Raw genomic sequence first — 22,462 nt, forward strand, 5'->3', positions numbered from 1 at the left:
CCTTGCCGATCAGGGTGGTCACGACCTTCGGGACCAGCGCCACCCGCCGCTCGCCGTCGTTCGTCTCCCCGACAACACCGATCGTCGGCGCAGACGCCGACCCGCCGTGTGCTCTGTCCATGTGATTCCTGTCGTCGTCGAGTGGTCAGCCGTGCACGACGGCCAGATCGGAACATCCGATTCCGCGCACCCCCTGTGGGCGCGAAATCGGTCGAAGAATGCCCTCCTGCGCGGCCCCCACCGGGACGCGCAGGAGGGCGTGGCATCAGGCCCCGACGTTGACCAGTTGCTTGCCGAAGTTGCCACCGGCCAGCATGCTCCGGAACGCCTTCGGCGCGTTGTGAATACCGTCGGCGATGTCTTCCCGGTATGCGATCTTGCCCTCGCCGAGCCAGTCGGCGAGTTCCGCGATCGCGCCGGGCCAGTACTCCCGATGTTCGGCGATCACGAACGAGTACACCGTCACCCGCTGCATCAGCAGATGCCGCAGACCCTTGATCCCGTACGGTTCCTCGGCGTTGTACTGGCTGATGTTGCCGCACAGCGCGATACGCGCATGATCGTTGATTCGTGTGAGCACCGCGTCGAGGACGGGGCCACCGACGTTCTCGAACAGGACGTCGACGTAGTCCGGCGTCGCGGCGGCGAGGTCCTGCTCGAAGGTGTCCGACTTGTAGTCGATGCAGGCGTCGAAGCCCAGCTCGTCCACCACGTAGCGGCACTTCGCGGGTCCGCCGGCGATGCCGACGACCCGGCAACCCTTGATCTTGGCGATCTGTCCGACGACACCGCCCACCGCGCCGGACGCCGCCGTCACGACGACCGTGTCCCCGGGCTTGGGCTTCGCCAGTTCCAGCAGCCCGTAATGGGCGGTGGCACCGGTCATTCCGAGGACGCTGAGCGCGGCCGGGAGCGGCCCGGCGGAGGGGTCGACGATGCGGCACGTGTCCTTCGTGACGAGGCCGTGTGTCTGCCAGCCCATCGAGCACACCACGACGCTGCCCACCGGCAGTTCGGGGTCGGTCGTCTCGATGACCTCGGCGACGGTGGTCCCGGGCATCAGGTCACCGGGCTTCAGCGGCTCGATGTAGGAACGGAGCGGATCCATCATGGGCCGCATGTACGGGTCCAGGGAGAGGTAGAGCACCTTCACCAGGGCCTGGCCGGCCGCGGGCACGGGCAGAGCCGTTTCCTCGACGACGAAGTCGTCGTCGGTGAGGTCGCCGACCGGGTGGCGACGCATCTTCACCTGGGTGTTCACGTCGGTCATCGTGCACCAGCCCCCTTCAGCAGCGCCTCGGCGTTGCGGTACATGTACGCGTCCAGGGCCTCGTCGGTGATGTCGAGCTTCAGCGTCTCGTGCACGGATTCCTCGATGCCGCAGAACGAGTAGGCCGAGGCGTAGACGAAGCGCTCCGGCAGCCAGTTGACGGCCTTGGCGTACGCCTCGCCGCCCGGCGCGAACGCGTAGACGTCGGGCGAGATGAACACGTTGTGCACACCGGTCGCCTCGCTCTTGAACGCGAGGGCGATCGCCTCGTTGACGTACGGGAAGCAGCCGTGGCCGAGGACGACCGGCATCCCCGGGTGCCGCCTGGCGACCCGGTCGAAGCGGACCGGGTCGGTGTGGCTGATGTCCGGGCCGGCGAGCGGACCGGTCATGAAGAGCAGCGGAATCCCCAGGTCGGCGATCTTCTCGTAGATCGGGAAGATCCGCTCGTCGTCGGCGTACATGGGTTCGCGGGCGAGGCCCGGCTCCATGCACACACCCACCAGGCCGTGCTCCTTCACCGCGGTGTCGAGACCGGCGATGATCTCCTCGGTCGACTTGTCGAAGTCGATGCCCGCGATGCCGAGCACGCGGTTGTCGGTGCGCGCCGTCAGCTCGGCGAGGTCCGCGTCCTCGATGTGGACGGGAACCGGGCGGTTCACCGAGTGCCGACCGTTCATCACGCCGAGCCGGACACCGGCGCTGTCCATCTCGTTGATCATGGCCGCGAGCGCGCGATCCTCGGCGTTCGGGAAGGGGTCCGTGCTGATGGTGTACGACCGCGGAACGGGGTTCCCGAGGATCCGGTTGACAGCGCCGACGACGGTGGGGGTGAAGAAGTTGCGGTACGGGCCGGTCGGGGGGCGCAGACGGAAGTCGATGATCTTGCCCTCGAGGCGGGCGAGACGCTCAGCAGGCGAAACACTCATGGCTGTCTCCTGAAGTCGGATGCGGGAAGCGGGTCTGAAGGTGCCCGTCCCTCTAGCAGAATACGCATTTTCTGATTAATGTCGACAGTAATTCTCAACGAATCGAGGAGGACCACATGCGAGCAGCGCGAACAATCCCCCATCCCGACGGTGGCCGTGTCACGGTCGTCGAGATCCCCACGCCCACACCCGGACCCGGCGAGGTACTGGTGAAGGTGAAGGCCTCCGGACTCAACCGCGGGGAGATCCTGCAGGCCGGCCGGGTGCGGACCGGTGAGCCCCAGCCGATCGGTGTCGAGTTCGCCGGGGTGGTGGCCGCGGTCGGCTCCGACGTCGCCGACTGGCGGGAGGGCGACCGGGTGATGGGCCACGGCGGCGGCGGGCAGGCCGAGTACACGCTGGCATCCCCGCTCGCGCTGATGCGCGTACCGGACACCCTGTCCTGGGTGGAGGCCGCGGCGTTCCCGAACGTGTTCATCACCGCCCACGACGCGCTGATCACCAACGGCCAGTTGCGTTGCGGTGAGACGGTCCTCGTCAACGCCGCCTCCAGCGGCATCGGGCTCGCCGCGATCGAGATCGCGCGGGCGATGGGCGCGGGAAGCGTGATCGCGACCTCCCGCTCACCCGAAAAGGTTCGGCGCCTGAGGGAACTGGGTGTGGACTGCGCCGTCGACCTGTCCACCACGAGCCAGGTCGAGGCCGTCGCGACGTGCACCGGGGGGCGGGGAGTCGACGTCGTGATCGACTCCGTCGGGGGCACGGTGTTCGAGGCCAACCTCGAATCGCTGGCCGTGCAGGGTCGGCTGGTCAACATCGGACGGCTCGGATCGAGTACCGCGACAATCGATCTCACCGCGCTGTGGCGAAAGCGACTCAGGCTCATCGGCGTCACCTTCCAGACCCGCACCGAGGAGGAGCGGATCGCCTGCATCCAGGCCTGCGGCCGCGACCTGCTCGAACCGCTCGCCGCGGGCCGGGTGCGCCCGATCGTCGACCGGACGTTCGGCCTCGACGAGATCGCCGCGGCCCACGCCTACATGTCGACCGACCGGCACTTCGGCAAGATCGTGCTGCGCGTCGACGACCGGCTCGAGGAGGACGCCGCATGAGGACCGCATCGCATCTGGACAAGTTCGGCCGACTCTGCGACCTGCGCAGTCGGCTGGACCCGATCGACGACTTCGAGCTCTGGTACTGGACCACGCTCACCGCGAGCACCAACGCCTACAACGCCAGCCTGCACCTGGCCGGGCTCACCCGCGACGACCCGGTGTTCTCGACCATTCCGGGGGTCCACGTGGTGCCGCAACCCGACGGCGGTTACGCGCGTGAGCTGCGCGGCCTCGGTGACGTGAGCCACCTCGGGTGGCCTCCGGTCGACGGAGAGATTCCCGACGACATCCAGGATCTGGAGATCGCACTCGAGGTGATCGAGGAGCACCGGGATCCGTGCCTGCGGGGCGAGCGTCGCCCCACTCGACACATCGTCGACGAATGCGAGCGTCAATTCGCCCGCATCGCTTCGGTTCTCGCGACGAGGAGCGAGGGCCACCGAACCGAGGGGACGGTGTCGTGAAGGCCGATCGCCACCGCCACCTCGCCGAACGGATCACCCGCTCGGTCGCCCGCTGCGGCGACGGCGACTGGGAGATGACGATCGAGGCCGCGATGCTCGCAGGCACGCACTGGGCGAACCACGCCCTGCACTGCCGAGCGGTCAGCGACCCGGACGAGGACATCGTGCACACGTCGATGCTCGTGGTGAACACGCTGCGCAAGTACTCGATCGTCGAACCCGAACTCCTCCGCGCCCTCGGCGAGATCGAGGAACTGCGCCCGCTGTACGTCCGCGGCGACGTCGAGGGCGGGCCCGCGGCCGCGGAGCGGGCCCTGGCGCTGCTCGCGGAGATCGCCGCCCACGCCCGACAGGCCGAAACGTCGACCACCAGGAGGATCTCGTGAACGGACTGATGATGCAGCGCCAGCTGCTGATCTCCGACCTGCTGACCCACGCCGAACGCCATCACGGCGCACAGGAGATCGTCTCCCGCCGCACCGAAGGCGACATCCACCGCTACACGTTCCGCGACCTCGCGGCGCGCTCGCGACGGCTCGCCGCGGCGCTCGCGGAACTCGGCGTCGAACCCGGCACCCGCGTCGCGACGCTCGCCTGGAACGGGTACCGCCATCTCGAGCTGTACTACGCCGTCTCCGGATCCGGCGCCGTCCTGCACACCCTCAACCCCCGGCTCCACGCGGATCAACTCGAATGGATCGTCGCGGACGCCGACGACCGGGTCCTCTTCTTCGATCTGACGTTCCTGCCGCTGATCGAGGAACTGGCACCGCGCCTGCGCGGCGTGCGGCACCTGGTGCTGATGGCCGACCGCGAACACCTCCCGGATCGGCCGGGCCGGCTGCTGGCATACGAGGACCTCGTCGCCGCACACGACGACGGCCACCGGTGGCCCGAGTTCGACGAGTCGACCGCGTCGTCGCTGTGCTACACGAGCGGCACCACCGGCAACCCGAAGGGCGTCCTCTACAGCCACCGGTCCACGGTCCTGCACACCTATGCGGTCGCGCTGCCCGACTCGGTCGGACTGTCCGCACGCGACACCGTCCTGCCCATCGTGCCGATGTTCCACGTCAACGCCTGGGGGCTGCCCTATGCGGCGTGCATGGTCGGGGCGAAGGTGGTGTTCCCCGGTCCGGATCTCGACGGACGATCTCTGCACGAACTCCAGGAGGCGGAGGGCGTCACCGTGTCGGCCAGCGTGCCGACCGTGTGGCAGGGCCAACTCGAACACATGCGAGAGCACGGACTGACCTTCACCACGCTCGAGCGCGCCGTCATCGGCGGCGCGGCGTGCCCCCCGGCGATGCTCCGCGAGCTGGAAGAGACACACGGCGTCACCGTCGTGCACGGCTGGGGCATGACCGAGACGAGCCCGTTCGGCACCGCCTCGACCCTGAAGGGCAAGCATCTCGACGCGACCCCCGACGAACGTCACACGGTGCAGGGCAAGCAGGGCAGGTGCGTCTTCGGCATGGACCTCGAGATCGTCGACGACTCCGGGCGCGCGCTGCCCTGGGACGGCCGGACCGCCGGTCACCTGATGGCGCGGGGTCCGTGGGTCGTGTCGCGCTACTTCGGGCGCACCGACGAGGATCCGCTGCGCGACGGCTGGTTCCCGACCGGCGACATCGCGACCATCGACGCCGACGGCTACATGCAGATCACCGACCGCAGCAAGGACGTGATCAAGTCCGGGGGCGAGTGGATCAGCTCGATCGACCTCGAGAACATCGCGATGGGCCATCCCGACGTCTCGATGGCGGCCTGCATCGGCGCCCGGCATCCGAAGTGGGACGAACGCCCGCTGCTGATCGTGGTGCCCCGCCCCGGCGCCACGATGAGCCCGGCGGACCTGCTCGCCCTGTTCGACGGCAAGGTCGCCAAGTGGTGGACGCCGGACGACGTGGTGTTCGTGGACGCGATACCGATGGGTGCCACCGGGAAGATGTTGAAGGCCCCGCTGCGGGAGCGGTTCGGGGACCATCTGACCGAGGCCCGTACCACCCCCGCCCCGCCCCGCCCCGGTCCGTAGCCACCACCCGACGCCGGGCGGCGGCGCCCGGCGTCGGTGTGGCCGACCTCACCGACCGTCCGGCGGTCCACCTGCCTAGGCTGAACCGAACACCAACCTACGCAACCGTAGGTTGGTCGACGACAGCCTGGAGGCGACATGACGGTCCTGGAACACCCACCCGCACCGGTCAAACCCCGGCTGCGCGGCTGGATCCACCTGTGGGCGTTCGGTGTCGCCGTCGTCGCCGGCGCGGTGCTGGTCGCGTGTTCGGCCACGGTGTCCACCCAGGCGGCCGTGGCGACCGCGATCTACTCGGCGACGGTGTGCGGCGTCTTCGGCGTCAGCGCCGCCTACCACCGCGTGCACTGGCCGACGGCACGGGCGCGCACGTGGATGAAGCGGGCCGACCACTCGATGATCTTCCTGTTCATCGCCGGCAGCTATACCCCGTTCGCGCTGCTCGCGATGCCGGCGGGCACCGGCCGCCGCCTGCTCGCCGTCGTGTGGGCCGGGGCGCTGGCGGGGGTCGCGTTGAAGATGCTGTGGCCCACCGCTCCCCGCTGGGTGGGGGTACCGCTGTACCTGCTGCTGGGCTGGGCGATCGTGCCGGTCGCGGGCGACCTCGTGCAGCAGGTCGGGTGGGCGCCGCTGGTGCTGCTCGCGGTCGGCGGCGTGCTCTACAGCGTCGGCGGGGTCTTGTATGCGGCACGGTGGCCGGACCCGTGGCCCGCGACGTTCGGGCACCACGAGTTCTTCCACGCCGGGACCGTGGTCGCGGCGCTGTGCCACTACGTCGCGGTGTGGCTGGTCGTCTGGTCCTGACCGGCGGCGCCGATCCGGTCGATCAGCGTCCCGATCTCCGCCGCGAGTTCCTCCCGCGACACCGGAACCACCCCGGCGTCGTCGCCACGAACGAGGTACCGGCCGTCCGCGAAGTCCATCCAATGCGCCCCGACGCCGTCGCCGGCGGGCCGCCAGTCCGCCGACGGTCCACCGACGACGCCGATCTCGCCGATCCCGGTGCGCGGACGGGCGAAGAACGCCCGCGAGTCCTTCACCAGGTCCCGCCCGGCCGCCGGGTGCAGCACCGATCCGGTTCGGTGCCCGGGTGTCCGCGGACCCGGGCCGCGACCGGTGGCACGGGCGACGACGGGGAGCGCGTCGACGATCGACACGGCCACCCCGCTGCGCGGTGCCGTGCTGATCAGCACGTCGCCGCCGCGGTCGAGGTCGGCTCCGGGCAGTTGCCGCGCGACGGCGCCGCGTCCGGCCACGATCCCCGCGTGCACCCGGACCGGGGTGGACAGACCCGCGCCGTGGAATCCGCACACCTCGACCCGCACGGTCGGTGTGTGCAGCACCGACAGGGCGGCGTGCAGGTGGTCGTCGAGCAGCGGCGCGATCCGCCGGGCCGCGGCGCGGCGCGCCGCCCTGTGCTCGGCGGCGGTGGCCGCGTCACCACGGCACTGCAGCGGGTACGGCAACCGGTCCCGGCCGAGCAGCCGCCACAGCACGTCGAATTCCAGTGCACTGACACACCACTCGCGGCGCACCCGACTCCCCCACCTCGACGACCGGTTCCCTCACCGTGGTCAGACGCAGCGGCGGGCCGATCGGTTCCCGCCCGGTCAGATGCCGGACGGTGCGGCCCGGACGCCGGGCTCCTGCGTCGGCATCGCGTTGGGAGGCACCGGGAACGGGGCGCCGCGATTGAGGAATCCGGCGGCGGCGTTGACCTGGCACTGCGCGAGCGCGGCCTGCAGCGGCGGGCCGGGGTCGGGTACCGGCGGGCGCGCGGGATTCGGGGCCGCGGCGAGGTTCAGCGCCGACGTCATGTCACCGACCGTGGCGCGCCGCCACGGCGTCAGATTCGGCACCTCGACCCCGAACCGGCGTTCGAGCAGACGGAGCTGGGAGGTGTGGTCGAAGGTCTCGGACGCGACGAGTCCGCCGCGGCTGTACGGCGAGATCACCAGGCACGGCACCCGGAACCCCAGCCCGATCGGCCCGGCGATGCCGTCGGATTCGGCCACCCCACCGAGCGGCACTGTGAGGTACTCACCGGGGGTGCCGGGCGGCGGCACCGGGGGCGGGACGTGGTCGAAGAACCCGCCGTTCTCGTCGTAGCTGACGATCAAGGCCGTCTTCTCCCAGACGGCGGGGTTCGAGGTGAGGATGTCGAGCACCTCGACGATGCCGACCGCACCGGCCGCGGGCGGCAGGGCCGGGTGCTCGCAGGTGAACACCGACGGCACCACCCACGACACCGCAGGCAACGTCCCCGCGGCGACGTCGGCCCGGAAGTCGTTGGGGTACACCGGATCGATCCCTCGACGTGCGAGCACGGACTGCGGGTTCGAGGCCTGGGTGAAGCACCCGAGCATGCCGTCGAGCAGCACCCCCGACACCGCCCCGATGTCCTTGTTCTGGTAGATCTTCCAGCTCACCCCGGCCTCTTCGAGGTTCTCGGGGTAGGTGCGCCAGGAGTAGACGTTCTCCGGCAGCAGCGTCGGGGTCTCGACCAGCGGACCACCCGCCCGGCCGTCCGGGTCGATGGTGCCGCTGACCCAGTACAGCCGGTTCGGATCGGTGGGACCGAGCACCGAGCAGAAGTAGTGGTCGCACACCGTGAATGCGTCGGCGAGGGCGTAGTGGACGGGGATGTCGGCGCGGGTGTAGTAGCCCATCGTGGCGGGCCCGTTGCCCGGACCCTCGTGGGCGAGGTGCACGTCCACCCACCGGTCCATCGCGCCGCCGTTCCACGCCTCGTGCTGCGGACCCCAGCTGTGGGTCGGGTCGTTGACGCACTGCCCGTCGAGGCTCGGCCCGCGCGTCGAGTCCAACCGGAACGGATTCAGGTAGCCGGACGGCGTGGGCCCGACGCCGGGCTCGAACCCGTACTGGCGCCACGCCGGGGACGGGTCGTCGAATCCGCGGACACCGGACAGCGTCCCGAAGTAGTGGTCGAAGGAACGGTTCTCCTGCATCAGCAGGACGAAGTGCTCGATGTCGTTCAACGACCCGCCGCCGCCGGGATCCACGGCGTGCGCGCGGTCGATGATCGGACCGGCCCAGGATCCGAGCATCGCGACACCGCCCAGTGCGGCGGCGCGACCCAGGAAACCCCGGCGGGAATAGCTCGAGCTGTCGTCCATCGTGGCCCCGTCCCGTCGGCGACATGACCGTCCGATCGTAGGACGCCGCTACCGGGTCAGCGACTCGAGCAGATCCTGCACGGTGGTGACGGGCAGGTCGCAGACCGAGCCCCGGCACACGTACGCGGCGTCGTGTCCGTCGATGCGTGGCCGATCCGCGAGCAGCGGAACCGAATCCGGCCTGCCCCCGACCACGGCCACACCGCCGGGCGCGTGCCGGCGGGCCGCGTCGAGCAGCGCCGACCCGCCACCGTCGGTGGCGACCGCCACCTGGACGGGGCCGCGGACGGCGGACTCCGCGACCGCGAGCCAGTGCCCGGCCGAACGGATCGCCCGCTGCAGCAGGGGCACGCCGCGGTCGAGGGTGGCGGATGCGGCGGCGCCGTACCGCTGCGCCCGGTCCGGCGCCGAGAGCGCGGCCGCGAGCTGCAGCGCCTCCGCCATCGACGACGCGCCGGACGGGGTCGCACCGTCGAACGGGTCCCGCGGCCGGGTGATCAGGGTTTCGGCGTCGTCGGCGGTGTCGAACCAGCAGCCGGGTTCGTCCGGGTCGGCGAAGTGGTCGAGCGCGAGGTCGACGAGATGGTGCGCCCGGACCAGCCAGGCGGGGTCGCCGGTCGCCTGGTGCAGGGTCAGCAGTCCGGTCGCCAGCGCGGCGTGGTCGTCGAGGACCGCGGCCGCGTCCCCGACCACACCGCCGAGGGAGGCTCGGCGCAGCCGGCCGTCGACGAGGTGCCGGTCGAGCAGCTCCCGGGCACAGTCCGCCGCGGCCTCCACCCAGTCCGCGCGGCCGTGGCCGACCCCGGCCTCGGCGAGGGCGGTGATCGCGAGACCGTTCCAGGCCGTGACCACCTTGTCGTCGCGGGCCGGCTGCGGACGCCGCGATCGGGCCTGGAAGAGCTTGTGACGCACGGACTCCCAGCGCGGCTGGTCGTCGGGGTCGGCCGGCAGCTGCAGCACCGACGTGCCCGCCTCGAAGGTGCCTGCCGAACTCACCGCGAGCAGTCCGGCCGCCCACACGCCGTCCTCGAACCCGAGCGCGTCGATCAGCTGCTCGGGCGTCCACGCGTACGTCAACCCCTCGACGCCGTCGGTGTCGGCGTCCAGCGCGGACGCGAAACAGCCACTGTCGGTGCGCAGGTCGCGGAGCAGGAACTCGGCGGTCTGCTCCGCGACCCGCAGCGCGAGCGCGGACCCGCTGTGGCGAGCGAGGTGCGCGTACACCCGCAGCAACTGGGCGTTGTCGTAGAGCATCTTCTCGAAGTGCGGCACCACCCAGTCGGCGTCGACGGCGTAGCGGGCGAATCCGCCGGCGAGCTGGTCGTGGATGCCGCCGCGGGCCATCGCCTCCGCGGTGCGCGTGACCGATTCGAGCACCGTCGCCGAGCCGGTGCGCTCGACGGTGCGCAGCATCCCCTCGAGCAGCGCGGACGGCGGGAACTTCGGCGCCCCACCGAATCCGCCGCGGTCGACGTCCTCGTCGACCCGGGCCGCGGCGACCGCCCGGTCCAGCAGCGTGGCGTCGAGCGGCGCCGCGCCGGACGGCAGTGCCCCGCCCGCGGTACGCAGCTGCTCCGTGATCGACCCGGAGGCCCGCAGCACGTCGTCCCGGCGGGTACGCCAGGTGTCGGTGATCGCCTCGAGCAGCTGCGTGAACGACGGCATGCCGCCGCGCGCGGTGCGCGGGTAGTAGGTGCCGCAGTAGAAGGGCTCCGCGTCCGGGGTCAGGAAGCACGTCATCGGCCAGCCGCCCTGCCCCGTCGTCGCGACGGTCGCGTTCATGTAGACCGCGTCCAGGTCGGGCCGTTCCTCGCGGTCGACCTTGATGCACACGAAGTGCTCGTTCATCAGCGCGGCGGTGGCGGCGTCCTCGAAGGACTCGTGCGCCATCACGTGGCACCAGTGACACGCCGCGTACCCGATCGACAGCAGCACCGGCACGTCCCGTTCGCGCGCCCAGGCGAGGGCCTCGGGTCCCCACTGCTGCCAGTGCACCGGGTTGTCGGCGTGCTGACGCAGGTACGGGCTCGTCGCACCACCGAGGGTGTTGCGGCCCCGTGCCGCACCACCCTCGCCGGGAATCGGATCGGTCACGCTCAGCCCGGGGACTGGGTCGGCGGCTCGGCCTTCTTCTCCGCCGTCTTCTCGGCCGCAGGCGGGATGGCGGCGCCGCGGTCGGTGCCGTCGTCGGCCGCCTGGTCCGCCTCCGGGTGCTCCGGCTCGAACGTGTCGGGCAGCCGGCGCAACTGCTTGTTCATCGACCGGATGAGCAGCACGGTGCCGACCAGCAGCGCGATGATGATGACCAGCCCGAGCGGCGACGCCTTGCCGAACTCGGGACCGGTCGGGGTCCCGGGGGTCTGCGCCAGCCACACGACCGTCGAGCTTGCCAGGTTCACTTCTTCTCCTCGTGCCGTCCCGGCGCCACGCCCACGTGATCGATCCCGGCGAACAGGTCGGTCTCCGGAATCGCGGTGCGGACCCGGGTCTTGGCCAACTCGAACTCCTCGGTCGGCCAGATCTTCTGCTGGATCTCGAGTGGCACGGCGAAGAACGACCCGTTCGGGTCGATCTGGGTCGCGTGTGCCCGCAGGGCGTCGTCACGCTGCGGGAAGTAGTCACCGCAGGTGATCTGCGTGGTGACCCGGCCCATGATGTCGCCCTGCTCGGTCCGCCACTTCTTGAGCCACTCCGCCATCGGGAACTCCTCGCCCCGACGCTCGTACTCCTCCTGGAACAGCTCCAGCCGCCGCCGGATGAACCCGTGCGAGTAGTACACCTTCTGCACCTCCCACGGCTGACCGGCATCCGGGAACCGGTCGGGATCACCGGCCGCCTCGTAGGCGGCCATCGAGACCTCGTGGCAGCGGATGTGGTCTGGGTGCGGGTAGCCGCCGTTCTCGTCGTAGGTGGTCATCACGTGCGGGCGGAACTCGCGCACCACCCGCACCAGCGCCTCGGTGGACTCCTCGAGCGGCACCAGCGCGAACGATCCGTCCGGCAACGGCGGCTTCGGGTCGCCCTCCGGCAGGCCGGAGTCGACGAAGCCGAGCCAGGTCTGCTGGACGCCGAGGATGCGGGCGGCCTCCGCCATCTCCTCCTTGCGGACGTCGCTGATCCGGTCCCGGACACCGGGGACGTCCATCGCCGGGTTGAGGATGTCCCCGCGCTCGCCACCGGTGAGGGTCACCACCAGCACTTCGACGCCTTCGGCGGCGTAGCGTGCCGTCGTCGCGGCACCCTTGCTGGACTCGTCGTCGGGATGGGCGTGCACGGCCATGAGGCGCAATCCGCTCACAGTTCTTCCTTCACCTCAGCTTCGCCTGGAACCTACCGTGTGGTAGCCGTCCGCGTCGGCGCGGGCGGCCTGCTCGGCACGGGCTGCCGTCGACGCCGACCGCGCGGGCGGCGGCCCGTTGTCCTTCCCCTATAGTTCCACCCGACACCTCCAGCGTCACCGTGACCCTGTCCGGATCGTGACGCGGGGGCGCCCAGCCGGGCGGGGCAACCACCCGGACCGCTGCACGAGAGCCGAGCACATGACCGACACGATCCCGTCCGACCGCTACCCCACGCCGCAGGGCAGTGTGCGGGGTTCCCGGATCACCGCGATCGTGCTGACCATCGGTGTCGTCCTGCTCGGGGTGGCGCTCGCCTGGTTCGCGTACAACAAGTTCGCGTCCAAGGACATCGAGGCCGAGACGCTGCGGTACACGATCGTCGACGACTCGCAGGTCGACATCAGCTTCAAGGTCACCCGGGAGGACCCGTCCGAACCGGCGCTGTGCATCGTGCGATCCCGGTCGCGGGACGGCTCCGAGACCGGCCGCCGCGAGGTCGTGGTGCAGCCGTCCGAGCACGGCACCGTCGAGGTCGCCACCGAGATCACGACGTCGCAGCCGCCCGCGGTCGCCGACGTCTACGGCTGCGGCTCGGACATTCCCGCCTACCTGACCACGAACTGACTCCGCGCGCCGCACGGCGGCACCTGCGCCGAACTTGATCGTCGTGGGAAAATCCCAGCTCGTGCTAAAATACGGCAATACACGGTTCCACGTCGGAGCCGTGTATTGCTGCATTTGCATCCGGATGTGCCTGCCCGTGCGCACCCGGACGCGGAAGCTGCCAGCTGTACAGGCGGCAGGCACGCGCTCACCTGACCCGTGAGCCGATCGGGGGATGAGTTTCGTCGTCCGGGGGAACGTGCAGGGCCGCCGCCGACCACCGGATTTCGGTGGTCTGTCCAGGGGACCCGCCAGGGTTCCGACTACGAGGAGTGATCGAGCATGACCGAGACCCAGGTGACCTGGCTGACCCAGGAGTCACACGACCGGCTCAAGAGCGAACTCGACCAGCTCATTGCCAACCGTCCGGTCATCGCGGCCGAGATCAACGAGCGGCGCGAGGAGGGCGACCTCAAGGAGAACGGTGGCTACCACGCGGCCCGCGAGGAGCAGGGTCAGCAGGAAGCCCGGATCCGTCAGCTGCAGGAGCTGCTGAACAGCGCCAAGGTCGGCGAGGCCCCCACCCAGTCCGGTGTCGCCCTTCCCGGATCGGTCGTGAAGGTGTACTACGACGGTGACGAGACCGACACCGAGACCTTCCTGATCGCGACCCGCGAAGAGGGTGCCCGCAACGAGAAGCTCGAGGTCTACTCCCCGAACTCCCCCCTCGGTGGCGCGCTCCTGAACGCGGCCGTCGGCGACACCCGCGAGTACACGCTGCCGAACGGCAAGACCATGAAGGTCACGCTGCTCAGCGCCGAGCCGTACCACGCCTGAGTCGCCCCCCGGACAACGAACACCGGGCACGCCGAACCCCGGACCGCGCAACCACGCGGCCGGGGTTCGTTCGTTTCCGGTGGGGCAGTCTCCCCCGACAGGGCTGCCCCACCGGACGTGGAGCCGTGTCGAGGACCGGGTCTTCCCCCCGGCTCGGCGTGCTTCGGCTCACACCAGATCAGACGCGGCGAACCACCGATCGGTTCCGCACGGGCGTCACCGGAATCATCCGACGCCGGAGTCAGGGCGCCATGAACGCGAGGCCGAGCACGTCCACCAGCTCGTCCGGCTCGGTCTCCGCGGACCCGCACAACTCCACCAGCTCGCCCCGGTACCGCGGGTCGATCGGTTCGATGCCGCCGAACGCGCGGATCGATTCACCGGTCGGTAGCAGCCGGGCGCAGACCAGCGACCCGACGGCGAAGTTGTGGCCCGCCACGGCGTCGACCACCTCCACCGTCTCGGCGCCGGTCACCTCGCGGAGGGTCAGCGACCGGCCGGGCGCCACCGCCGTCACCTCGTACACGCCCCGCCTGCCGGCCAGCCACTGCCGCCCGAGTTCGAGTTCCGCCGCGGGCAGCACCTGGGCGCGGCGGGCCAGGAACTGTTCGAGAACGCCGCCCTCGAACAGCGCGGCATCGATGACGAGGCCGCCCTCGAGCGCGGTGATGGTGGCGTCCTCACCGACGTCGGCGTGCGCGGCCCGGATCTCGGCGAGCTCGTAAACCTGATCGAACAGTTCGGGTGTCCGCGCGAACATCAGCGCCTTCGTGTACAGCCAGGATGCGCGCGCGTCGGCGCCGAGATCGGACCGGCCGAGGTGGCAGGTCTTGTACTTGCGTCCGGACCCGCACCAGCAGCGGTCGTTGCGGCCCAGCCCGGGGCGTTCGGCCGGCTGGTAACGCACCAGCACCTCCTGCAGGGTCTCCGCGTCCCCGCCCTCGATGCGGGCGAGCAACGACTGTGCGCGGGTCACGTCGCCGGCGTCGGCAGCGAGCAACGCCAGGTCGAAGACGGCGAGCATCCAGTCCGGATCCCGGTCCAGGGCACATTCGTAGTGCGTGACGGCGACGAGGACCTCCCCGAGCTGGTCGGCGGCCTTCCCCGCCAGCCAGTGCGCGGCCGGCTTCACCCGGCGCGGCGCATGCTCGATCAGCGCTGCCGCGGTGGCATGGAGTGCCTCGGCGCGGTCGCCGCCGGTGGTGGCGAGGTCGAGCGCGACCGCCGCGGCCGACGGGTCCTCGAGCCCGGCGAAGGCACCCGGGTCGGCGGCCACACGGGCGGCGGCGACGGCGCCCGGCTCCTCGCCCCGCGCGGCCGCCCCGCCGACCTCGTGGACGAGGTCGGTGAAGTCGACGACGGCGCCGGCCTCGGCCACGCGCAGCCGGTTCTCACGTGCAATCGACTCGACGAGTGTGGCGCGGTGAAACGCATCGAAGTCGAAGCCGCGCGGTGCCAGATAGTTGCGTTCGCAGACATACCCGGCGTCGTCGAGCAGCTCCGCCAGTGGCAGTGTCGGCGCGGTGAACACGTCACGGCGGTCGGCGACGAGCTGCCACACGACGGGGTCGGTGTGCTCGGCGGTGCCGTCGGCGATGATCCCGCGCACCGACTCGGCGAGATCCGGGGCCGCGACGGTGCGGTCGACGCGGACCAACCGCAGTTTCCCGCCCGCGAGGCCGAGACCGATCATGTCCCCCGCCGTGTAGCCGAGGAGCGTGTCGGGATCGAGCAGCAGCCGCTCGATCTCCGGGGCGGCGATCCCGGTGCGGCCGCGTTCGGCCAGAACCCCCGCGTCCGAGGCGGGAAAGAGGACGTCGACCTCGCATTCGCCGCCGAGGGCGCGGGACCCGACCAGGACCGTCAGCGCGGACAGGTCCGGATCGATGTCGACCACACCCGAGGCGATCTCCTCCGCGGAGAGCCGATGCGTGAACACCCGACCCTCGAGCAGGCTGTCGATGGCGGCGATGCGGCCGTCGGCGAGCACGCCGAGCGCGGGGTCCTCGAAAGTGCGCACCAACGCGGCCATCTCGGCCGAGGTGCCGAGCCCCCGCTCGACCAGCGCAGCGACCCAGTCGTCGGCGGTGAGCGGCCCGCGTCGACGCAGCACCGCGATCGCCGTCTCGGCGACGTCGGCCGTGTCGAGATCGGGGTCGGGCACGGCATCGGGGTCGGGCACGGCATCGGGATCGGGCCGGGGATCGGCGTGAAGCGCGGCGTCGCCGCGACCCACGATCTCGAGGTGCCGGCCACCGCGGGATTCGGTCGGGGCGATCACCCTGTGATCGTAGGCGACCGGCGTCGGGCCGCCGCCAGCCGCTCGGAGTCACCGGAGCCGAACCGTTGGAATCGCCTCCACCCCAACGCCGGAGTCCGCCGGTGTCCGCCGATTCCGGTGGGGCAGTCTCCCCCTGCACGACTGCCCCACCGGAGGTGGAACCGTCCGAAGGCCGGTCCTCCCCCGGCCCGGCCTTCTTCGGCTCACATCAAGTCAGACGCGACACCGGACCGATCGGTTCCCCGGAAGTTCCGGGGAATTTCCCACCGGGCCGCGGCGGGCACCGGAGCGCGGCGCCGTGTCGTCAGACGAACCGATCGCTCAACAGCTCGACCAGGTCCTCCGGCTCCACCTCGTCGTCGGAGAGCAGGTCGACGAGCTCGTCCCGCCGCTCGGCGGGCACGGGTTCGACACCGCCGAGGATCTGCATCCGGGTGCCGGTCGACACGACCCGCGCGCAGATCAGTGCCCCGACAGCGGGCGCCTCGTCGATCACGACCTCGGCCTGCTCGCCGGTGCGCACGTCGCGCAGCGTCACCACCCCGCCCTCGCCCGCGACGACCTCGTGTACCGACCGCCGCGCGAGCAGCCAGCGGCCGGCGAGTTCGAGTTCGTCGGCGGGCAGCAGGACGCCGCGGCGGGCGACGAACAGTTCGAACAGCCGGCCCTCGAACAGGGCGACGTCCATCACCAGCGGTTCGTCGAACGCCCGCGCGACGGCGTCCTCGTCGTCCCAGCGCCGGGCCCGCACCTGCGCCAACCCCAGCACCAGGTCGAACAGGGACGTCGACTGCGCGTACAGCGTGGCCTTCTCGTACAGCCAGTGCGCGCGATCGTCGAGGGTGGCGTCGGACTTGCCGAGGTGGCAGACCTTGAACTTGCGTCCCGACCCGCACCAGCACTTGTCGTTGCGCCCGAGCTCGGGATGCTCGGCGGGCGCGAAGCGCTGCAGCACGCCGTGCAGGCGTTCGTCCTCACCGCCGTCGATGCGGCTGAGCAGCGCCAGCCCCCGCGGGGCGTCACCGCGGTCCGACGCGATCTGCGCCAGCTCGAACAGCGCAGGCGTCCACGACTCGTCCATCGCCGCGGCATCCTCGAAATGGCGTTCCGCCTCCTGGACGTCGCCGAGCGAGTCGGCCGCCATCCCGGACAACCAGTGGGCGGACGCCTTCACCCGGCGCGGTCCCCGGTCCACGACCGCCAGCGCCGCCGTGTACAGCGCGGGCATGTGATCGTCCTCGACCCCGGACACCACGTCCAACGCCGCCGCGGCGGCGGCCGGATCCTCCAGCCCGGCAAACACACTCGCGCCAGCATCGACCCGCTCGCGGGCGGCGTCGACGTCGAGTTCCTCCTCGGACACGGCCGCGACCAGCTGGACGAACGAGATCACCCCCTCGACCTCGTCGGGGTGCAGGTCGTGCTCCCGCGCGACCATCGCGATGTGCGTCGCGAGATGGTGTGCGGCGAAATCGAATCCGCGCGCCGCGATGTAGTCGCCTTCGCGGTCGTATCCGGCGGACTCGATGAGCGCCCCGAGCGGCGCGGTCGGAGCGGTGAACAGGCCCGCGTCGTCCGCGAGCAGTTGCCAGGCAACGGTTTCCAGGTTGTCGGCGTTGTCCGCACCGATCACGCGGTCGAACTCGGCGGACAGGTCCGGCGCCGCGGCGAGCTCGCCGTCCACCGGACGCAACTGCACGTCGCCGCCGCGGACCGCGACCGCCACCAGGTCGCCTTCCGAGAACCCTTGCAGTGCATCGGTTCCGAACAGCAGCGCGGAGCCCTCCGGGAAGTCCTCGTCCGCGAGCCCGAGCGCCTCGATCTCGTCGGCGTCGTAGTCGGCGAACAGCGCACGTACCGGCCGGGTGTCGTCCGCCATCACCAGCAGGACCAGCGGAGCCAGGTCCGGTTCGGCGTCGATCAGCCCCGACGTCACCTCGGACGCGGTCAGGCGGTGGGTGAACACCCGGCCCTCGAGCAGGGTGTCGAGTGCGGCGCTGCGTCCGTCCGCCAGATACGCGACGAGTGGATGGTCCAGCAGCTCCACGAGTTCGGTCATCGCGTCGGAGGTTCCGTGACCGGCGTCGACGAGCAGGCGGGTCCATTCCTCGGCGGTCAGGGGTCCGCGCTCACGCAGCACTGCCAGCGCTGCGTCGACGATCGGGTCACTGGGCTCGGTCTGCACGCTCACTCTGTGATCGTAGGCGCCCGCACGCCGCGATGGCGCCACCGACGGACGGGCGTTCCGGGCCCGCCCGCCGGCGGCCGGCGCTCACAGGATCCGGCGCACCTTCATGCCGTCGAAGACCTTGCTGACCTTGACGACGTCACCGGTCTGCGGTGCGTGCACCATCTGGCCGTTGCCGATGTAGATCGCGACGTGACCCGGACCGCCGGACTGCCAGTTGCCGAACAGCAGGTCGCCGGGCCGGGCCTCCGACATCGGGATCTCGGTGCCGATGTTCCACTGCGTCTCCGAGGTCCGCGGCAGGGCGAGGGTGTCGCCGGTCGCGGAGTACACCGCGTACGACGTCAGGCCGGAGCAGTCGAAGCCGCCGTTCGAGGGGCCGTTGATGTTGCCGCCGCCCCAGACGTACGGCAGTCCGAGGTACCGCAGGGCCGCCTCGACGACCCTGCCGCCGACACTGCCGTCCGTGCCGCTCAGCGGCGCCAGGATCGCCGCGAACACCGGCTCCGACTCCCGGATCCGCTTCACGTACGGCTTGGTCTGGTGCTCGTAGTCCGGCGCCCCGTTCGGCATGCCGCCTGCCCGCCGCACGGCCTCGACGCCGGCGTTGTACCCGGCCAGGGTGAGATCGAGGGTGTCACCCTTGACAACCCCCTGCTTCTTCCACTCGTCGATCTGCGCGTACATGTCGCACAGCAGGTGCCCGGAGGCCATCACCGGGTCCGCGACACCGAGGATGTCGGCCTTGCCGTCGCCGTCGGCGTCCTTGCCGTACTTGGCCCACGTCCCGGGCATGAACTGGCCGGGACCGCGCGCGCCGTCGCGGGACACCGGCGCGGTCGGGCCGTACCGGAAGCCGTTCTCGGCGTTGTAGAGCGCCGCGATGATCGGCGCCTTGATGCCGTCGCACAGCGCACCGGCCTTGTTGAACCACGGCACGAACACCGCGATCGAGCCGATCGGAGCGAGGTTGGCGCCGGGGAAGGCCGCGTCCAGGGAGGACACGGTCCGCGAGAGGTCCCCGACGAACGGCACGTCGGCGATGTCCCGCCCCTCGGTGGCCGTGCGGGCGACCGGTGGCGCCGCGACGGGTGGTGGCGGCGGGGTCTCGACCGGCGTCGGCGCCGGCGCGGGCGGCGGAGGCGGTGGCAGATACGGGTCCACGGCGCTCTGCACGGCGTTCGCGGCGTCCTGGACGACCTGCCGGGCGGGTGACTGCATCTGCTGCGGCAGCATCCCGATGACGCTGTCGACCTGCTGGTTCGCCGCGGGCGACGTCGCCTGGAACGAGTGGATGGCTTGTGTTGCTTGGTCTTTGACCTGAGCGGGTAGGTCTGCCCCCTGAACCAGACCGCCGAGTGCCGTGGCAACGGCAACAACGACCGCGGACGGGTCAACTGCCATTCGCATCCTCCCTACGTCGGCCGAGGTACATCAGCATCCTCGGCCGCCCCCTAGTGTGACTCGCATCACCGTATGCCGCAGGACTTACGAACCGAGGGATTTCCAGCGAACTCTTAAGGTGCCTTCAGGATCGACGACCCGTGCCCCGTATCGGGCTCCGCGACGGCCGTGTTCGCCGAGCGAACACAGCAGGGGCCGGGGTTCGGTGACACCCGAACCCCGGCCCCGCAAACATCCAGCGTCCGGGCTACCCGAGGGCCTGCTCGATGTCGGCCAGCAGATCGGCCGCGTCCTCGATGCCGACGGACAGCCGCACCAGGTCCTCGGGCACCTCCAGCTCGGAGCCGGCGGTCGAGGCGTGGGTCATCGCACCCGGGTGCTCGATCAGGGACTCGACGCCGCCCAGCGACTCCGCGAGGGTGAAGATCCTTGTGCGCGAGCAGAAGTCGAGCGCCGCCTGCTTGCCGCCCTTGAGCCGCACCGACACCATGCCGCCGAACCGCCGCATCTGGCGGGCCGCGACCGCATGTCCCGGGTGCGACGCCAGGCCGGGGTAGATCACCCGTTCGACCGCGGGGTGGCCGGTGAGCAGGTCCACGACCTTCTCCGCGTTGTCGCTGTGCCGCTCCATCCGCAGCGCGAGGGTCTTGATGCCGCGCATCGTCAGGTAGGCGTCGAACGGTCCGGGCACCGCGCCGGCACCGTTCTGCAGGAACGCGAACGCGGTGTCGAGCTCCTCGTCGTTCGTGACCAGCGCGCCGCCGACGACGTCGGAGTGTCCGCCGAGGTACTTGGTGGTCGAGTGCAGCACGACGTCGGCACCGAGGGACAGCGGCTGCTGCAGGTACGGCGAGGCGAACGTGTTGTCCACGACGATCCGCGCGCCGGACTCGTGCGCCATCGCCGACAGGGCCTCGATGTCGCCGATGTTCAGCAGCGGGTTGGTCGGGGTTTCGACCCACACCAGCCTGGTGTTCGGACGGATCGCCGCCCGGACCGCGGCGACGTCGCCCATCGGTGCCGGCGTGTGCTCGATGCCCCACTGCGTGAACACCTTGTCGATCAGCCGGAAGGTGCCGCCGTAGGCGTCGTTCGGGATCACCAGGTGGTCGCCGGGCCGCAGCACCGACCGCAGGAGGCAGTCGGTCGCGGCCATGCCCGACGAGAACGCGCGACCGAACGTCCCGCCCTCGATCGCGGCGAGGTTCGCCTCGAGCGGCCGGCGCGTCGGATTGCCGGTGCGTGCGTACTCGAAACCGCCCCGCATGCCCCCGACACCGTCCTGCGCGAACGTCGAGCTCGCGTAGATCGGCACGTTCACCGCACCCGTCTGCGGATCGGGTTCGTATCCGGCGTGAATGGCTCTGGTCGAGAATCCCTGCTCGCTCATGCGGTCAGCCTAGCGAGCCGGAGCTCACGCGCCCGCGCTGAGGAACCCGAGCAGGTCCTGTCGGGTGAGCACGCCGACCGGCTTGCCGTCCTCGACGACCATCAGCGCGTCGGTGTCGCCGAGCGCCTTCGTCGCGGCGCTGACCGGTTCGCCGGAACCGATCAGCGGGAACGCCGGGCTCATGTGCTTGGACACCGGGTCCGCCAGATGGGCACGGCCCTCGAACACCGCCGACAGCAGTTCACGTTCGGTGACACTGCCCGCCACCTCGCCGGCCATGACCGGCGGCTCGGCGCCGACGACCGGCATCTGCGACACCCCGTACTCGCGGAGGATCTCGATCGCGTCGCGCAGCGTCTCGGTCGGGTGGGTGTGCACCAGGTCCGGCAACGCCCCCGACTTGCCGCGCAGCACGTCGCCGACCGTCGGCTCGGCGGGCCTGCTGCCGTCGAGCGGGGTCCGCAGGAAGCCGTACGAGGCCATCCACTTGTCGTTGAAGATCTTGGACAGGTAGCCGCGGCCGCCGTCGGGCAGCAGCACCACGACCACCGCGTCGGGGTCGCGCTCGGCGACCCGGAGCGCCGCGACCACGGCCATCCCGCAGGAACCGCCGACCAGCAGACCCTCCTCGCGGGCGAGGCGGCGGGTCATGTCGAAGGAGTCGGCGTCCGAGACCGCGATGATCTCGTCCGGGATCGTCGGGTCGTAGGCGGTGGGCCAGAAGTCCTCGCCGACACCCTCGACCAGGTACGGCCGGCCCGTGCCACCCGAGTACACCGAGCCCTCGGGGTCCGCGCCGACGACCTTCACCCGGCCGCCGGAGACCTCCTTGAGGTAACGGCCGGTGCCGGTGATCGTGCCGCCGGTGCCGACACCGGCGACGAAGTGCGTGACCTTGCCGTCGGTGTCGCGCCAGATCTCGGGGCCGGTGGTCTCGTAGTGGCTGGCCGGGCCGCCCGGGTTGGAGTACTGGTCCGGCTTCCAGGCGCCGGGGATCTCCTTGACCAGCCGGTCGGAGACGTTGTAGTAGCTGTCCGGGTGCTCCGGCGGCACCGCGGTCGGGCACACCACGACCTCCGCGCCGTACGCCTTGAGCACGTTGCGCTTGTCCTCGCTGACCTTGTCCGGGCAGACGAACACGCACTTGTAGCCGCGCTGCTGGGCCACCAGGGCCAGGCCGATTCCGGTGTTGCCGGACGTCGGCTCGACGATCGTCCCGCCCGGCTTCAGCGCCCCGGACTCCTCCGCCGCGTCGACCATCTTGACGGCGATCCGGTCCTTGGAGCTGCCACCGGGGTTGAGGTACTCGATCTTGGCCGCCACGAGCCCCGACCCGGGCGGGACCACCGAATTCAGCCTGACCAGCGGGGTGTTTCCGATGAGGTCCACGACGTGATCCGCGATGCGCATACCCCCATCGTCCCAGAGCCCGCGGCCACGGCAACACGAGGACCGGCGGGGCACCCCG

General features: G+C 70.9%; 19 protein-coding genes and 1 pseudogene. 7 read left to right on the plus strand and 13 right to left on the minus strand.

Features of this window, described 5'->3' with window-relative positions:
* From ABD951_RS00325 to ABD951_RS00335, 3 genes and pseudogenes are all read right to left on the minus strand, one after another.
* Positions 1–121 (minus strand): annotated as a pseudogene (locus ABD951_RS00325) (NAD(P)(+) transhydrogenase (Re/Si-specific) subunit alpha); the annotation flags it as partial.
* 144 nt (positions 122–265) lie between these two features.
* A complete protein-coding gene (locus ABD951_RS00330; protein ID WP_345340897.1) occupies positions 266–1,270 on the minus strand; it encodes an NADP-dependent oxidoreductase in 1,005 nt (334 codons plus the stop codon).
* Positions 1,267–2,199 carry an amidohydrolase family protein gene (locus ABD951_RS00335; protein ID WP_345340899.1) on the minus strand — a complete coding sequence of 311 codons (933 nt, stop codon included), beginning with the start codon at positions 2,197–2,199 and terminating at the stop codon, positions 1,267–1,269. The genes ABD951_RS00330 and ABD951_RS00335 overlap by 4 nt, the downstream gene beginning before the upstream one ends.
* A gap of 116 nt (positions 2,200–2,315) precedes the next feature.
* Here ABD951_RS00335 and ABD951_RS00340 point away from each other — a divergent pair, with 116 nt between their 5' ends.
* From ABD951_RS00340 to trhA, 5 genes are all read left to right on the plus strand, one after another.
* Positions 2,316–3,311: an NAD(P)H-quinone oxidoreductase gene (locus ABD951_RS00340; protein WP_345340902.1), complete on the plus strand. Its 996-nt coding sequence runs from the start codon at positions 2,316–2,318 to the stop codon at positions 3,309–3,311.
* A complete protein-coding gene (locus ABD951_RS00345) occupies positions 3,308–3,778 on the plus strand; it encodes a hypothetical protein (protein WP_345340904.1) in 471 nt (156 codons plus the stop codon). The genes ABD951_RS00340 and ABD951_RS00345 overlap by 4 nt, the downstream gene beginning before the upstream one ends.
* Complete coding sequence (locus ABD951_RS00350) at positions 3,775–4,164, plus strand: hypothetical protein (protein ID WP_345340906.1); 390 nt, start codon at positions 3,775–3,777, stop codon at positions 4,162–4,164. Before ABD951_RS00345 ends, ABD951_RS00350 begins: the two co-directional genes overlap by 4 nt.
* Positions 4,161–5,813 (plus strand): 3-(methylthio)propionyl-CoA ligase, encoded by a 1,653-nt coding sequence (locus ABD951_RS00355; protein WP_345340908.1) that lies wholly within the window; start codon positions 4,161–4,163, stop codon positions 5,811–5,813. Before ABD951_RS00350 ends, ABD951_RS00355 begins: the two co-directional genes overlap by 4 nt.
* Positions 5,814–5,951: 138 nt before the next feature.
* Positions 5,952–6,617 (plus strand): PAQR family membrane homeostasis protein TrhA, encoded by a 666-nt coding sequence (gene trhA, locus ABD951_RS00360; protein ID WP_345340910.1) that lies wholly within the window; start codon positions 5,952–5,954, stop codon positions 6,615–6,617.
* Here the strand turns inward: trhA and ABD951_RS00365 are convergent.
* The 5 genes from ABD951_RS00365 to mca all read right to left on the minus strand — a co-directional run bounded on the left by ABD951_RS00365 (position 6,584) and on the right by mca (position 12,248).
* Complete coding sequence (locus ABD951_RS00365) at positions 6,584–7,348, minus strand: ESX secretion-associated protein EspG (RefSeq protein ID WP_345340912.1); 765 nt, start codon at positions 7,346–7,348, stop codon at positions 6,584–6,586. The genes trhA and ABD951_RS00365 overlap by 34 nt on opposite strands.
* A gap of 75 nt (positions 7,349–7,423) precedes the next feature.
* On the minus strand, positions 7,424–8,950 hold the full coding sequence (locus tag ABD951_RS00370) for a phospholipase C (protein WP_345340915.1): 1,527 nt from the start codon (positions 8,948–8,950) through the stop codon (positions 7,424–7,426).
* 48 nt (positions 8,951–8,998) lie between these two features.
* Positions 8,999–11,044, minus strand: a complete 2,046-nt coding sequence (locus ABD951_RS00375) for a thioredoxin domain-containing protein (protein ID WP_425569747.1) — start codon at positions 11,042–11,044, stop codon at positions 8,999–9,001.
* A gap of 2 nt (positions 11,045–11,046) precedes the next feature.
* Positions 11,047–11,349, minus strand: coding sequence for a hypothetical protein (locus tag ABD951_RS00380; RefSeq protein ID WP_345340917.1), 303 nt, complete (start codon positions 11,347–11,349; stop codon positions 11,047–11,049).
* Positions 11,346–12,248 (minus strand): mycothiol conjugate amidase Mca, encoded by a 903-nt coding sequence (gene mca / locus ABD951_RS00385; RefSeq protein WP_345340919.1) that lies wholly within the window; start codon positions 12,246–12,248, stop codon positions 11,346–11,348. Before mca ends, ABD951_RS00380 begins: the two co-directional genes overlap by 4 nt.
* Before the next feature lie 241 nt (positions 12,249–12,489).
* Between mca and ABD951_RS00390 the strand changes: the two genes are divergently transcribed.
* Entirely contained in the window at positions 12,490–12,915 is a 426-nt protein-coding gene (locus ABD951_RS00390; RefSeq protein ID WP_345340921.1) for a DUF4307 domain-containing protein, read from the plus strand.
* Positions 12,916–13,236: 321 nt separating this feature from the next.
* The gene (gene greA, locus ABD951_RS00395) at positions 13,237–13,731 is read left to right on the plus strand and encodes a transcription elongation factor GreA (RefSeq protein ID WP_345340923.1); all 495 of its coding nucleotides are present in this window, start codon (positions 13,237–13,239) and stop codon (positions 13,729–13,731) included.
* A gap of 241 nt (positions 13,732–13,972) precedes the next feature.
* On the opposite strand, the gene ABD951_RS00400 is transcribed toward greA, so the two are convergent.
* The 5 genes from ABD951_RS00400 to ABD951_RS00420 form a co-directional block, all read right to left on the minus strand.
* The gene (locus ABD951_RS00400; protein WP_345340925.1) at positions 13,973–16,012 is read right to left on the minus strand and encodes an SEC-C metal-binding domain-containing protein; all 2,040 of its coding nucleotides are present in this window, start codon (positions 16,010–16,012) and stop codon (positions 13,973–13,975) included.
* 304 nt (positions 16,013–16,316) lie between these two features.
* Positions 16,317–18,203, minus strand: coding sequence for an SEC-C metal-binding domain-containing protein (locus ABD951_RS00405; RefSeq protein ID WP_345340927.1), 1,887 nt, complete (start codon positions 18,201–18,203; stop codon positions 16,317–16,319).
* Positions 18,204–18,284: 81 nt separating this feature from the next.
* Positions 18,285–19,604: a C40 family peptidase gene (locus tag ABD951_RS00410; protein ID WP_345340929.1), complete on the minus strand. Its 1,320-nt coding sequence runs from the start codon at positions 19,602–19,604 to the stop codon at positions 18,285–18,287.
* 247 nt (positions 19,605–19,851) lie between these two features.
* The gene (locus tag ABD951_RS00415) at positions 19,852–20,994 is read right to left on the minus strand and encodes a cystathionine gamma-synthase (protein ID WP_345340931.1); all 1,143 of its coding nucleotides are present in this window, start codon (positions 20,992–20,994) and stop codon (positions 19,852–19,854) included.
* A gap of 24 nt (positions 20,995–21,018) precedes the next feature.
* A complete protein-coding gene (locus ABD951_RS00420; RefSeq protein ID WP_345340933.1) occupies positions 21,019–22,404 on the minus strand; it encodes a cystathionine beta-synthase in 1,386 nt (461 codons plus the stop codon).
* Positions 22,405–22,462: the final 58 nt, after the last annotated feature.

The sequence above is a fragment of the Rhodococcus olei genome, assembly GCF_039540555.1.
Lineage (GTDB): Bacteria > Actinomycetota > Actinomycetes > Mycobacteriales > Mycobacteriaceae > Rhodococcus_G > Rhodococcus_G olei.

Coding starts and splice junctions, on each gene's coding strand:
- ABD951_RS00330 (WP_345340897.1), bottom strand. CDS start 1,270: ATGACCGACGTGAACACCCAGGTGAAGATGCGTCGCCACCCGGTCGGC.
- ABD951_RS00335 (WP_345340899.1), bottom strand. CDS start 2,199: ATGAGTGTTTCGCCTGCTGAGCGTCTCGCCCGCCTCGAGGGCAAGATC.
- ABD951_RS00340 (WP_345340902.1), top strand. CDS start 2,316: ATGCGAGCAGCGCGAACAATCCCCCATCCCGACGGTGGCCGTGTCACG.
- ABD951_RS00345 (WP_345340904.1), top strand. CDS start 3,308: ATGAGGACCGCATCGCATCTGGACAAGTTCGGCCGACTCTGCGACCTG.
- trhA (WP_345340910.1), top strand. CDS start 5,952: ATGACGGTCCTGGAACACCCACCCGCACCGGTCAAACCCCGGCTGCGC.
- ABD951_RS00370 (WP_345340915.1), bottom strand. CDS start 8,950: ATGGACGACAGCTCGAGCTATTCCCGCCGGGGTTTCCTGGGTCGCGCC.
- ABD951_RS00390 (WP_345340921.1), top strand. CDS start 12,490: ATGACCGACACGATCCCGTCCGACCGCTACCCCACGCCGCAGGGCAGT.
- greA (WP_345340923.1), top strand. CDS start 13,237: ATGACCGAGACCCAGGTGACCTGGCTGACCCAGGAGTCACACGACCGG.
- ABD951_RS00410 (WP_345340929.1), bottom strand. CDS start 19,604: ATGGCAGTTGACCCGTCCGCGGTCGTTGTTGCCGTTGCCACGGCACTC.
- ABD951_RS00415 (WP_345340931.1), bottom strand. CDS start 20,994: ATGAGCGAGCAGGGATTCTCGACCAGAGCCATTCACGCCGGATACGAA.
- ABD951_RS00420 (WP_345340933.1), bottom strand. CDS start 22,404: ATGCGCATCGCGGATCACGTCGTGGACCTCATCGGAAACACCCCGCTG.